Genomic DNA, 13,017 nt, shown 5'->3' on the forward strand with positions numbered 1-13,017 from the left:
GAAATGTTTGACTTGCTCATTTTGCTTTTTTAATAGTGTGTGCTCACTCAAAATTTACGTTGGCGCTTTGTTTTGTTCAGTTTTCAAAGAGCAATTAATCTCAATCACTTATCTCGTAAGCGACTTTATTATCTTACCACACACTCGATATCTTGTCAACATTTATTTCGATGATTTTGATTGAATGTTTATTTACTTGTTGTCGTTGTTGCGACTCCTAATATATTATCAGGTTGTTTTATATCCGTCAATAGTTTTTTGCGATTTTATAAAACATAGTCACTTCTAAAAACGAAATAGAAGCTTCAAGGCGTTTCCCTTGAAGCTTCTCCAACACCAATTTTCAATTTGTTTCCTATACAATCCAATAACCGATGGCCGCTAACGCGGCAACTCCAGGTATCCCAAGTAACCCTGCAACTGCTGAGGTCACTAGATTGATTGGCACATGAATGCCTACTTGGTTCCCTAACATGTTAAGAAAAAATAAAAAAGCAGCACCTATGATAATTTTTATAATACCTTGTCCTAAAAGTCGAATCGGTTTCAATGGTGCACCTATGATTAAAAGTATTAAAATTAAACCTCCAATTATGGCTACAAAGACAATAGGTTCCAAACTCATACCTCCCCGCAAGCTTGTATTACACTTATATGTAGAAAGGAAAGGATAAAGAACCTGCCCCATAAAAAAATGGTTATAAAGGAAATCCCTTATAACCACGGCTTATCATCTTTGTATACGAACATTTCTTCTTTTCACTTCTCTAAATAAATAGAAATATTTCACTTCAGCTAGCCTCGTCTGGGCTATTACTTCAACAGATGGGTCCACACTTTTTTCAAGTAAGGACTTTTGGTTATGCCAATGCTTCTTCAGCTGTTCAAGTTCCACAATCAATGCCTCATTATATTCATTTCGAAGCCGCTTTTTTTTACGAAAGAACACGTGAAGTCCTCCAAGCTATCTTATATTTCTCTTCTACCTTCTATTGCTTTTGATAGCGTCACTTCATCTGCATACTCCAAGTCTCCCCCAACTGGAAGCCCGTGAGCAATCCGTGTCACCTTAATTCCTGATGGCTTAAGCAAACGGGAAATGTACATGGCAGTTGCTTCCCCTTCGATATTTGGATTCGTGGCCAATATGACCTCCTGGACCGTTTCATCTTGCAGACGCTTTAATAAATCAGGAATATTTATATCTTCCGGACCGATACCATCCATCGGGGAAATACTACCGTGCAAAACATGATATAGACCATTGAATTCCCTCATCTTTTCCATGGCTATTACATCTTTAGGATCTTGTACGACACAAATCAAATCTCTATCTCTTTTTTGGTCCTCACAAATATAACAAGGATCCTGGTCCGTAATGTGACCACAAACCGAACAATACATTAGATTCCGCTTAGCATTCACTAACGCCTTTGCAAAATCCAAAACAGTATCTTCCTTCATGCTTAGCACATGAAAGGCTAATCGAGCCGCAGTTTTCGGCCCTATCCCCGGCAATTTCATAAAGCTGTCGATAAGCTTGGAAATCGGTTCTGGATAATGCATCAAATTCCTCCTAAAATTTCAAAAGAAACCCCCTGATAGGAAGTTTCTTTTAAACTTGCTTAAAACATGCCTGGAAGGTTCATTCCCTTGGTGAATTGTCCCATCGTCTGGCTTGTCAGGTCTTCTGCTTTTTTCAGAGCGTCATTCGTTGCAGCCAACACTAAATCTTGTAACATATCGATATCGTCTGGATCAACCACTTCCGGCTTGATAATGACATCTACAATTTCTTTATGCCCTGTTACGACAACCGTTACCATTCCGCCGCCAGCTGTTCCTTCGATTTTCTTTTCACCTAGCTCTTCCTGTGCTTCCGCCATTTTCTTTTGCATTTTCTGCATTTGTTTCATCATATTTTGCATATTACCGCCACGCATACCCATTTTTCCTACCTCCAATTATTCTTTAATTTCAAGCAAGTCATCCCCGACTAACTTTCTAGCCTCAGCTATAAAAGGGTCTTCTTCTTTTGATTCCGTTTCTTCTGGACTCTCAAACTGTTGTGTCGAGATGAAATCCTCCCGCAATCTCTGCCACTGACTCTCCGGCACTCCAGCAATCTCCATGTGATGGCCAGTTAATTGCTGCATGATTGAGGCGATTACTTCTACGAAACGGTTATTTTCCATTGCCATCTGACAATGAATATCATATTTGAATTTTACCACAAAAGCCTCTGTGGACGCAGCAACAGGTTCTGCTTCCGTCAATAGAGCCGCGAGCGACTTTTGATTCTGGTGCCCTAACTGTTCAAGCACTTCTCCCCATTTACTCTTCACAACTTGTAAATCTGGTTTAGTCGCATGTTTTAAGACTTGGTTGATTTTACCCGTCGGTGCTTTATACGATTTTTTCATCGACCGTTGAGCCTTCGGCTGTTCTGCCGGTTTATCTGAAACGGCAGCAGAAATCCCATTTTGCTGTAGATCCCGCATTTGCTTCTCCAACGCTTCAATCTTTTGAAGCAATTGTTGGACCTTCTCATTATCCATGTCATTTGGCTTCTGCTCGTTACATAACTTCACTAAAGACACTTCAAGGAATATTCGTGGATGGTTGGTCCACTTCATATCTTGTTGGGTTTGGTTGAAACTTTCAATAATCGAATAGATCGATTTAGAAGGAATCACTTCTGCCAACTCCTTGAATTGTGGATCAATCAATACCCGTTCAAATGATTCGGCAAGAGCTGGTGCAGCCTGAAAAAGAAGCATGTCACGGAAATAGTAAATCATATCTTCAATAAAGCGGGCAGGGTCCTTTCCCATAGCCAATAATTCATCAAGGACTTCAAGTGCCACTGCAACTTCCTTATCATAAATCGCTTTTGCCAACCTACTTAAGAATGACTGAGAAACTGAACCCGTTACCGTTAAAGCATCTTCTACCGATACCGTCTCGGAACTGAAAGAGATAGCCTGATCGAGCAAACTTAATGCATCCCGCATCCCGCCTTCTGCCGCTCTGGCTATGATATGGAGTGCCTGTTCATCACATGAGATTTCACTCTCATCAATAATTTGCGACATGCGCCCGACAATGTCCTGCGGCTGGATCCTTTTGAAATCAAATCGCTGACAGCGTGAAATGATCGTTAATGGAATCTTGTGAGGTTCAGTGGTCGCTAATATGAAAATTACGTGCTTCGGCGGTTCTTCCAGTGTTTTTAATAACGCATTAAAAGCCCCTTGTGAAAGCATGTGTACCTCATCAATAATATAAACTTTATATGTAACCGCATTCGGTGCATATTTTACCTTATCACGGATGTCTCGGATTTCTTCGACGCCATTATTGGATGCTGCATCTATTTCAATAACATCTGATATGGAGCCATCAGTGATCCCGCGGCAAGTAGCACATTCGTTACAGGGTTCACTTGTAGGCGCAAGCTCACAGTTCACTGCTTTCGCAAGTATTTTAGCCGCACTCGTTTTCCCTGTCCCACGTGGTCCCGAGAATAGATAGGCATGAGAAACCTTTTGCCCGACTAGAGCATTTTGCAACGTTTTCGTTACATGTCCCTGTCCAACAACATCAATGAATTGTTGTGGCCGCCACACCCGGTATAATGCCTGATAGCCCACGGAAATCCCTCCTTATTTTCTCCATCATTTTTATTATACCGCACTCACCTTCATTTCAAAAACCATTAAATGAAAATGCTCTGATTGACCGAAATTACCTTCTTGACGCGCAAAAAAACTCACCCTTAACGAATGAGTTTTTTGATTATGTAAAATAACTGCCGTGCACCTTCTGTCGATTAGCAACCATAAGCGTTACTTAAGCAGTTAGCTCAGCCCAGGCAACCCTGCGGCACATGAGAACTTCCACTTAATGCTGCTTCCTTCCGGACCTGACATGGTTCATGGAGACCCATTGCGCAGGACCCGGGCGTCAACACCACTTACTTAAGGCAGACCCTACAGAATGCTAACCTCGAGAAGGAATTCAACCTCGCTAGAGCGGATTGCGAGTACAGGGCACCGCTACCTCCCCGTCTAGCACGGCAAATTTGATACCAATATTCATAGCGTCACTACGACGCATATCTCATTATACTAAGGTAATAAAAAAAACGCAAGTGTTGTTCATGTACTAGAATGAACTCTATTCTTTAAGAAATAGATAAATCTCCACTCTAGTATAAAGGCTTCAGGTACTTGTTTCATTACTATTAAGGGCATTTGCTTGCTTCAATGCTTTCTTTCGGCTTCTCAACTCTTTAAAAAAAGCTGTTAAGACCCCTCCACATTCTTCCTCTAGTACACCACTCGTAACCTCGCATTGATGGTTAAAGCGCTGATCTTGGAGTAAGTCCATAAAGGTCCCGGCACAGCCAGCCTTGGGATCATGCGCACCAAACACGACCCGTTTCACCCTCGACTGGAGAATTGCGCCTGCACACATCGGACAGGGTTCTAGGGTGACGTAAAGGGTGGCCTCTTCAAGCCTCCAACTCCCCCGCTTCCCACATGCCTCAATAATTGCAAGCAGTTCTGCGTGAGCAGTGGCATTCTGCTCCGTTTCCCGCAAGTTATGCCCTCTAGCAATAATTTCATCATTTATCACGATCACGGCCCCGATCGGCACTTCATTCAGCATCCGCGCCTTTTCGGCTTCCCCTAATGCCGCATTCATATAATATGTATCATCTTTCATGAAAAAACCTCCTTTGCTAAGTAGGAGTAAACAGACGAATATAAGACAAAATAAAGGTCAACTACTTATTCTAATGAATAGTAACCCAAGCAGCTACCTGTCGCAAGTAGTTTTGCATACTTAAGGAGGATACATACACATGAACCAACCTACTTCACCTTCCTTTGCCTTACTCATCATCGACATGATCAATGACTTTAATTTTAATTATGGTGAAATGCTACTTGAACATACCAAATCTATCATGGAGCCCATTGTTGAATTAAAAAGATATATGAAGAAAAATGGCTATCCAATCATTTATATCAACGATCATTATAACTTATGGCAAGCCGATTACGATAAAATTATTGAGACCTGTCAGAACAAAAAAAATGGTGAGCTTATAGAAAGAATTAAGCCAGACCAAGACGATTTCTTCTTAATCAAGCCAAAACACTCCGCCTTTTATGGGACGGCCTTGAACACTCTACTCCATCAACTTCAAGTAAAACGTTTAATTCTTACAGGCATCGCCGGAAACATCTGTGTACTATTCACAGCCAACGATGCCTATATGAGGGGTTATGAGTTATGGGTTCCGGAAGATTGCATTGCTTCTGCTTCTATGGAAGATAACCAGTATGCATTGACGATGATGAACCACGTCCTCAGAGCTTCCACCAAGAAAAGTTCATTGGATTTTTAATCCTTTGTTTTCCCACTCCAATCACAAACCCATTACTCTGAATTGAAACCAACAAAATATCACAGAATCACTCGAGTTGTGATACAATATCTTTTGGCTGAAAAACCTAACAAACATTTCAGTCCGATACCTCATTGAAGGAGGACAGAATGGATGAAAACCACCCCATTTATCACTGTCGAAGGACCAATTGGTGTGGGAAAAACATCACTTGCCAAAGCAATCTCCCATCATTTTAATATTTCTCTATTGAAGGAAATCGTTGATGAAAATCCATTTCTCGGGAAATTTTACGATAATATTGATGAGTGGAGCTTTCAAACAGAGATGTTTTTTCTATGTAACCGGTATAAACAATTAGAAGATATTGAAACAAAGTTCCTCACCAATGAACAAGCCGTAGTGGCTGATTATCATATATTCAAGAATTTGATTTTTGCAGAACGAACTTTAAAAAATGAACAGTACAATAAATACATTGAGATATTTAATATTTTGACTAGGGATATGCCCAAGCCAAATATGGTCATTTATCTGAATGCAAGTTTAGACACACTTTTAACTCGAATTAGTAAAAGAGGACGAGAATTCGAAAGAAATATTAGTCCCAGCTACCTACAACAGTTATCCACGGATTATCAAGTTTTTATGGAAACATTCGAAGAACAGCACCCTGATATACCCGTTCTTACATTCAATGGGGATGATTTCGACTTTGTTGGAAACAAAGACGATTTAAATATGATGATTAATCAAATAGAGATTGCCCTGCAAAAAGGAGTACTACCACATGAACTTGCGAAAAAAGTATAATATCCCAAATAATGCTGTCATTACGATAGCCGGTACGGTTGGTGTAGGCAAGTCGACAATGACGAATGCCTTAGCGGACGCCCTACAATTTAGGACATCTTTTGAAAAGGTAGATGCCAACCCTTATCTAGATAAATTTTACGATGACTTTGATCGTTGGAGTTTCCACCTGCAAATTTATTTCCTGGCTGAACGGTTTAAAGAACAGAAAAAAATCTTCGAGTACGGCGGCGGTTTTATACAGGATCGTTCCATCTATGAAGATACAGGCATCTTTGCAAAAATGCATTATGAAAAAGGTACAATGAATGAAGTGGACTACGAAACATATACTAGCTTATTCAATGCCATGGTGCTAACACCGTATTTCCCTCACCCAGATTTAGTCATCTATCTCGAAGGCTCAATCGATGATATCCTCAATCGAATACAAGTACGGGGGCGTCCTATGGAGCAACATACGCCGATTGAGTATTGGCAAGAGATGCATAATCGTTATGAAGAATGGATCGATCAGTTCAATGCCTGCCCGGTCCTCCGTTTAAACATTAATGATTATGATCTTATGCAGGACGAGACGAGCATCGAACCTCTTATAAAACGGATTGCTGAATATATGGAACAAACGCGTTTATTACGTAACAAATAAGAAAAGACCATTGGCTTGCCAATGGTCTTTTTTGTTATAGCAATATACAAAAATCCCGTTACATTTCTGTAACGGGACAACGATATCCAATTTATGCGCTGTGGTTATTAATAAGTTATGGAGGAGGTAGAGGGATTCGAACCCCCGCGGGATTTGACTCCCCTGTCGGTTTTCAAGACCGATCCCTTCAGCCGAACTTGGGTATACCTCCGTATCAACATTTATTATATTACACCGATTCATTATAGAAGTCAAGCACCCATGCAACATTTTTTTAAAATAATTGTTAAAGGACCAGACTATCTATTTTATATGTCTGGTCCTCTAGAGAATTTAGATTATTACTTTGGTTTAATGACTTCCGCACCACGCATATATGGACGTAAAACTTCAGGAATGATCACCGTGCCATCTTCTTGTTGATAATTTTCTAAAAGGGCGGCAACCGTCCGGCCAATAGCAAGACCTGATCCATTCAATGTGTGGACGTGTTCCGGCTTCCCTTTCGCCTCACGACGGAAACGAATATTGGCCCGTCTAGCTTGGAAAGCTTCAAAGTTACTGCATGATGAAATTTCCCGATACGTTCCGTAGCTTGGAATCCATACTTCAATGTCATATTTCTTCGCAGCAGTAAATCCAAGATCGCCTGTACACATACTTAAAACTCGATAAGGTAACCCTAGCAATTGAAGGACTTTTTCGGCATGCCCTGTAAGCTTCTCTAGCTCCGCGTATGAATCTTCTGGTTTCACGAATTTCACCAATTCTACTTTATTAAATTGATGCTGACGAATTAAACCACGCGTATCCCGTCCTGCAGAACCTGCTTCTGAGCGGAAAGATGCACTATAGGCTGCATAGCTAATCGGTAGGTCATCCACACTTAGGATTTCATCGCGATGGAAGTTGGTCACAGGTACTTCCGCCGTAGGAATCAAGAAATAATCCTCGCTTTCGATTCTGAATGCATCTTCCTCAAACTTTGGTAACTGTCCTGTTCCTGTCATACTTGCACGATTCACCATATAAGGAGGAAGCATCTCTTCGTACCCATGTTCTTCAACGTGGAGATCCAACATGAAGCTAATTAAAGCACGCTCCAAACGAGCTCCTAGGCCTCTATAAAAGACAAAACGGCTTCCCGTTACTTTTGCGGCTCTTTCAAAATCAAGAATTCCTAGATCACCCGCCACATCCCAATGGGGCTTAGGTTCAAATGAGAACTCAGGCAGTTCCCCCCATTTACGAATCTCCACGTTATCATCTTCCGTCTCTCCGACCGGAACACTTTCGTGAGGGATGTTCGGTATAGAAAGAAGCAACCTTTCTAATTGAGCTTCTACTTCACGAAGCTCTTCATCATATCCTTTTATTTGATCGCCAACCTCACGCATTTCCGTAATCAGTTGATCTGCGTCTTTTTTCTCACGTTTTAAAACAGCTACTTGCTGAGATACTTCATTTCGTTTACTTTTTAATTTTTCAGTATCAGCAATTAAAGACCGGCGTTTAACGTCTAGTTCCTCAAATTTCCCAAGGTCAGTTAAATCTTCCCCTCTAAATTTCAGTACACTCTTTAACTCTTCAAAGTTATTTCTTACATATTTCAAATCCAGCATTGTACTTCCTCCTTATTTACTGATGTTGTTTTATTCGAGAACGCAAAAAACTCCCGTCCCCTAAAGAAGGGACGAGAGTTAACCCGCGTTGCCACCCTAGTTGAAGGTATATGAAAAACACCTTCCACTTATCACGATAACGGCTTTTAGCCGAAAGTAATTACTAACCTATTAAAGGTGTTCCATACTTTACTCCAGGAGGGATTCATAAGACTCTCACACCGATTTTCACCAGCCACCGGTTCTCTTAAGAAAGAAGTACTTATTACTTTTTCCTGTCATGGTTTTCTCGAAATCAAATTGTTTTCCATAATGTACTATAATTTTACACATTACGCAACCATTTTATACACGAAAATTAAAACCAGCCTTTAACCGTTGATGATACACTGCTCCATACATCACCGAAGAATCCGCCTATTGCCCGCATTGATAATACGAACCAATTAGCTTTCTCAACCGATTCAGCAGCCACTAAATCGACATTTGCCGCATCGCTAGTAATATATCCATAATCTTCTCCCTGCTTAGGAGTGACAGTGATATGACCAAGCTTTTCTCCTTTTTTGATAGGAGCTGTTAACTTACCATCTTTATTCAATTTACTTTTATCAATCACTACTTTAGTAGTGTAGTTATCTTTTTCGCCATTTTTGACTAACAATTCAATTGCTTTATTTGATTGGATCTTAACGCTGTCTTCCTTACCCTTTAAGACTGATAGGGTTTTATTCCCTTTCACTTGATAACCAGAAGGAAGTACCTGTTCTTTTTTGAATGTGCTATACGCATGATTCATCAACTTAGTGCTATCAGCGAAACGTTCATTCTTACTAGTGGATTTCATTACTACTGTAATATAACGTTGTCCATCACGGATGACTGTTCCTGTATGAGCATAACCCGCATAATCTGTAGAACCCGTCTTAAGACCATCTACCCCGGGGTATTCAAAAATCAAGCCAGGTAACATCCAGTTGAAGTTAGCATATTCTTTTCCATCTCGGAACTTCAGCTTGGAAATGCTGGCATAGTCTAAAACTTCTGGATAATCATTGATAAGGCGATAAGCGAGAAGAGCCGTATCTTTTGCTGTCATGATATTTTCTTCATCAGCTTTTCCAGTAGGATATTCCCCTAAAAGATCTGAATTATTCAAACCACTCGCATTAACGAATTTATAGTTTTTCAATCCCAATTTCCCAGCTTTTTCATTCATTAATTTCACAAAATCTTTTTCACTACCAGAAATCAACTGTGCCAGAGCTACCGTCGCAGCGTTTCCTGAATAGACAGCCATCGCTTGATATAGTTCCTTAACCGTATAATCTTCACCTTCAGTTAAGCCAACATTCGACAAGTTCGGTGCCTTTGAAAGATCGTGAACATACTTATTTATCTTAACCTTTTGATCCCATGTAATTTTCCCATCTTTAATCGCTTCCATAATGATGTACTCAGTCATCATTTTTGACATAGAAGCAATCCCTAAAACTTTATCGGCATTTTTTTCATACACGATTTGCCCTGTTACTCCATCAATGATGATGGCTGCTTCCGCCTTTAAGCCTAAATCGGTTTCAGCTTGTGCTTTCTGTGGTTGATAGGCAAATTGCGACATAACAAGAACAAAAACAAAAGTGAAAATGAGAGTAATCTTGCTGATTTTTTTCAATTTCCAATACCTCCAACTATTAAGCTTATCTCTATAGAATACTATAAATTCTATGTAATCCCCCTAAACACTTTGTCTAGTTTATCACAGAAAAAATAAAAAAAATAGACAGAGTAATCGAAGACCCTGTCTATTTTTACAATAAATTTTTATGACAAAAGTATGTTAAATTTATTACATAGAATAATTAGGTGCTTCTTTCGTAATTTGTACATCATGTGGATGGCTTTCTCTTAGGCCAGCACCCGTCATTTTGACAAACTGAGAGTTTTCTCTCAACTCTTCTAATGTAGCAGTACCACAATAACCCATTCCAGAACGAATCCCACCGATCAACTGGTAGATAGTTTCTGATAATGGTCCTTTGTAAGGGAGTCTTCCTTCAATTCCCTCAGGGACGAATTTCTTATTATCTTCTTGGAAATAACGGTCCTTAGAACCCTTTTCCATCGCTGCAACAGAACCCATTCCCCGATACACTTTGAATCTACGCCCTTGGAATATTTCCGTTTCACCAGGACTCTCTGTTGTTCCGGCCAACATGCTACCAAGCATGACTGCGTGTCCGCCTGCTGCCAGGGCCTTCACGATATCGCCCGAGTATTTGATTCCACCGTCCGCGATAATGGTTTTGCCATGTTTTCTCGCTTCAGTTGCACAATCAAAAACAGCTGTGATTTGTGGAACACCCACACCAGCCACTACCCTGGTCGTACAGATTGAACCTGGTCCGATTCCTACTTTAACAACATCGGCTCCTGCTTCAATTAAAGCTTTCGTTCCTTCAGCAGTAGCCACATTACCAGCAATGATCGTCAAAGTAGGATATGTTTCACGTATTTCTTTCACTACTGAAAGCACCCCTGCAGAATGACCGTGTGCGGTATCTAGTACAATAGCATCCACTTGCGACTTAACAAGCATTTCTACACGCTTCATCGTATCCTTAGTTACTCCAACAGCCGCTCCTGCAAGTAATCTCCCTTGCATATCCTTAGCTGAATTAGGAAACTCTATGACCTTTTCAATGTCCTTAATGGTTATGAGACCTTTTAATACACCTTGGTCATCCACTAGAGGTAACTTTTCAATCTTATATTTTTGAAGAATCTTTTCAGCTTGTTCCAGGTTCGTACCTACTGGAGCCGTTACTAGATTCTCTACTGTCATAACACTTGAAATTTTCAAGGAGAAATCGGAAATAAATCGCAAGTCACGGTTTGTAATGATTCCCACTAGCTTTTGTTCCTCTTCATTGTTAACAACAGGTACACCTGAAATGCGGTATTTACCCATTAAATGTTCAGCATCGAATACTTGGTGATCTGGTGTTAAGAAAAACGGATCCGTAATTACACCACTTTCTGAACGTTTTACTTTATCTACTAGTTCAGCTTGAGATTCGATTGACATGTTTTTATGGATGATGCCTAACCCGCCTTGACGGGCCATGGCAATTGCCATTTCAGCTTCTGTTACTGTGTCCATCCCTGCACTAACAATAGGAAGGTTGAGCCTTAAATTTTCTGCTAGATTGACTTGAAGATTAACATCTTTCGGTAAAACCTCTGATTTTGCCGGAATTAATAGGACATCGTCAAAAGTTAAACCTTCTTTTGCAAATTTATTTTCCCACATTTTTTTCCCCTCCTACTTAAAAATATTATTTGTAGGTTATCAATTGGTTATACTACTGTCAAGATAAGAATGAAATGTTTGACTATTCCATCAATTTAAAGGAGTGCCTATAATGCCTGAAAACAATGATTATTTCGATAAATATACGCCTTTTTTTTCCGCTTCATCTTCCCAACTTTTTTTACAAAAATGCTATACATATGAAAAGATCGAAGATGCAGAAAAAAAAAGTTATGAAAACTGTTACCCATTCATTTACCATATTGAGCATGCGAAAATATACTATGCACAATCGGCTATAGCACCACTAAGTATACAACCAATATTATCCTTTTATGGGTTTTCCCTTTTATTAAAGGCCTGTTTACTCACCGTTAATCCTAACTATCCGGAGTCCACCTCTTTACTCGCTCATGGGGTCACCACAAGGAAAAGAAAAAAACAACAATATGACTTTTTAAAGGATGAAGTAAAAACACAAAAGAATGGTCTTTTTACCTCCATTGCTGAAAACCTGTTTCATATCAAACACTTGGAAGGAGAGAAGTTTTCCATGGAATCTTTGCTAGCGGAGATTCCTGAAATGCAAACACTCACATGGACTCATTCAAAAAAAAACTTTGTCTCTCTCATTCCTACTAGCGATGGTATGGAGCTACCATCCTCTATACTTGATAGCTACCAGATGGCCACCTCCCGTCTCTTAGAGTTCCTGAAGGTAAAAACAGATGAGGTATACGATTTGAAAGAATTGAAGGGCAAGCTACTGATAAAGACCGATAAGGCTTTCAAATTTAATGCCCCATCTCCTATACGATATCATACGGAAAAAGATCTTTTTATGCTTTCACTCAATAAAAATTCAGCAGTCTTTTCTTTACCAGAACTTCTGATTCATTATTTAATTTCCTATAATCTAAGTATAATAGCTCGTTATGAAACAGAATGGTGGGCAGAACTCCTGAAGACCATGCCGAATGACGATTACCCTTCTATCGTCCAGTTCCTTAAAGTGAGTCAAGCCAAAATGCCTTTTTTAGTGTTTAAATGGCTTGAAACAGCAAGATTTAACCCACCTGACTATATTGAGTATTAAGGTTTTTTACACACAAAAAAAGGCCAGCACAATGGCTGACCTTTCAAATGGCTTGGCGGCGTCCTACTCTCACAGGGGGAAACCCCCAACTACCATCGGCGCTGA

The 13,017-nt window shown here is 40.0% G+C and carries 13 protein-coding genes, 1 tRNA gene, 1 other RNA gene and 1 other annotated feature; of the genes, 4 read left to right on the plus strand and 11 right to left on the minus strand.

All coding sequences use genetic code 11. From position 1 onward, the window contains the following. Positions 1–355: 355 nt before the first annotated feature. From ACQKL5_RS21070 to tadA, 7 genes are all read right to left on the minus strand, one after another. Entirely contained in the window at positions 356–619 is a 264-nt protein-coding gene (locus ACQKL5_RS21070; protein WP_427610783.1) for a pro-sigmaK processing inhibitor BofA family protein, read from the minus strand. A 111-nt stretch (positions 620–730) separates the two neighbouring features. Next, positions 731–949 carry a YaaL family protein gene (locus tag ACQKL5_RS21075; protein WP_427610784.1) on the minus strand — a complete coding sequence of 73 codons (219 nt, stop codon included), beginning with the start codon at positions 947–949 and terminating at the stop codon, positions 731–733. Positions 950–969: 20 nt separating this feature from the next. After that, positions 970–1,566: a recombination mediator RecR gene (gene recR / locus ACQKL5_RS21080; protein ID WP_402971415.1), complete on the minus strand. Its 597-nt coding sequence runs from the start codon at positions 1,564–1,566 to the stop codon at positions 970–972. A gap of 59 nt (positions 1,567–1,625) precedes the next feature. After that, positions 1,626–1,943: a YbaB/EbfC family nucleoid-associated protein gene (locus ACQKL5_RS21085; RefSeq protein ID WP_402971444.1), complete on the minus strand. Its 318-nt coding sequence runs from the start codon at positions 1,941–1,943 to the stop codon at positions 1,626–1,628. A gap of 21 nt (positions 1,944–1,964) precedes the next feature. Next, a complete protein-coding gene (gene dnaX, locus ACQKL5_RS21090; RefSeq protein ID WP_427610785.1) occupies positions 1,965–3,653 on the minus strand; it encodes a DNA polymerase III subunit gamma/tau in 1,689 nt (562 codons plus the stop codon). A gap of 161 nt (positions 3,654–3,814) precedes the next feature. Continuing rightward, positions 3,815–4,079, minus strand: an RNA gene (gene ffs / locus ACQKL5_RS21095) — signal recognition particle sRNA large type. Positions 4,080–4,224: 145 nt separating this feature from the next. Beyond that, positions 4,225–4,731: a tRNA adenosine(34) deaminase TadA gene (tadA, locus tag ACQKL5_RS21100; RefSeq protein ID WP_427610786.1), complete on the minus strand. Its 507-nt coding sequence runs from the start codon at positions 4,729–4,731 to the stop codon at positions 4,225–4,227. 139 nt (positions 4,732–4,870) lie between these two features. Between tadA and ACQKL5_RS21105 the strand changes: the two genes are divergently transcribed. The 3 genes from ACQKL5_RS21105 (at position 4,871) to ACQKL5_RS21115 (ending at position 6,881) form a co-directional block, all read left to right on the plus strand. Further along, positions 4,871–5,419, plus strand: coding sequence for an isochorismatase family cysteine hydrolase (locus ACQKL5_RS21105; protein ID WP_427610787.1), 549 nt, complete (start codon positions 4,871–4,873; stop codon positions 5,417–5,419). A gap of 153 nt (positions 5,420–5,572) precedes the next feature. Then, positions 5,573–6,232 carry a deoxynucleoside kinase gene (locus ACQKL5_RS21110; RefSeq protein WP_427610788.1) on the plus strand — a complete coding sequence of 220 codons (660 nt, stop codon included), beginning with the start codon at positions 5,573–5,575 and terminating at the stop codon, positions 6,230–6,232. Then, positions 6,210–6,881: a deoxynucleoside kinase gene (locus ACQKL5_RS21115; RefSeq protein WP_427610789.1), complete on the plus strand. Its 672-nt coding sequence runs from the start codon at positions 6,210–6,212 to the stop codon at positions 6,879–6,881. The genes ACQKL5_RS21110 and ACQKL5_RS21115 overlap by 23 nt, the downstream gene beginning before the upstream one ends. Positions 6,882–6,999: 118 nt before the next feature. Here the strand turns inward: ACQKL5_RS21115 and ACQKL5_RS21120 are convergent. The 4 genes from ACQKL5_RS21120 to guaB all read right to left on the minus strand — a co-directional run bounded on the left by ACQKL5_RS21120 (position 7,000) and on the right by guaB (position 11,816). Continuing rightward, positions 7,000–7,092: transfer RNA gene (locus ACQKL5_RS21120), tRNA-Ser, on the minus strand. 130 nt (positions 7,093–7,222) lie between these two features. Further along, positions 7,223–8,503: a serine--tRNA ligase gene (gene serS, locus ACQKL5_RS21125; RefSeq protein ID WP_427610790.1), complete on the minus strand. Its 1,281-nt coding sequence runs from the start codon at positions 8,501–8,503 to the stop codon at positions 7,223–7,225. A gap of 64 nt (positions 8,504–8,567) precedes the next feature. Then, positions 8,568–8,794: a binding site (T-box leader), on the minus strand. 67 nt (positions 8,795–8,861) lie between these two features. Further along, positions 8,862–10,178, minus strand: a complete 1,317-nt coding sequence (locus tag ACQKL5_RS21130; RefSeq protein ID WP_427610791.1) for a D-alanyl-D-alanine carboxypeptidase family protein — start codon at positions 10,176–10,178, stop codon at positions 8,862–8,864. A gap of 174 nt (positions 10,179–10,352) precedes the next feature. Further along, on the minus strand, positions 10,353–11,816 hold the full coding sequence (guaB, locus tag ACQKL5_RS21135; RefSeq protein ID WP_427610792.1) for an inosine 5'-monophosphate dehydrogenase: 1,464 nt from the start codon (positions 11,814–11,816) through the stop codon (positions 10,353–10,355). 112 nt (positions 11,817–11,928) lie between these two features. Between guaB and ACQKL5_RS21140 the strand changes: the two genes are divergently transcribed. Beyond that, on the plus strand, positions 11,929–12,912 hold the full coding sequence (locus ACQKL5_RS21140; RefSeq protein ID WP_427610793.1) for a YaaC family protein: 984 nt from the start codon (positions 11,929–11,931) through the stop codon (positions 12,910–12,912). The last annotated feature ends 105 nt before the right edge of the window (positions 12,913–13,017 follow it).

Origin of the sequence: Peribacillus sp. NPDC097675, assembly GCF_050277655.1 — a bacterium.
In the GTDB taxonomy this organism is placed as follows: Bacteria; Bacillota; Bacilli; order Bacillales; family DSM-1321; genus Peribacillus.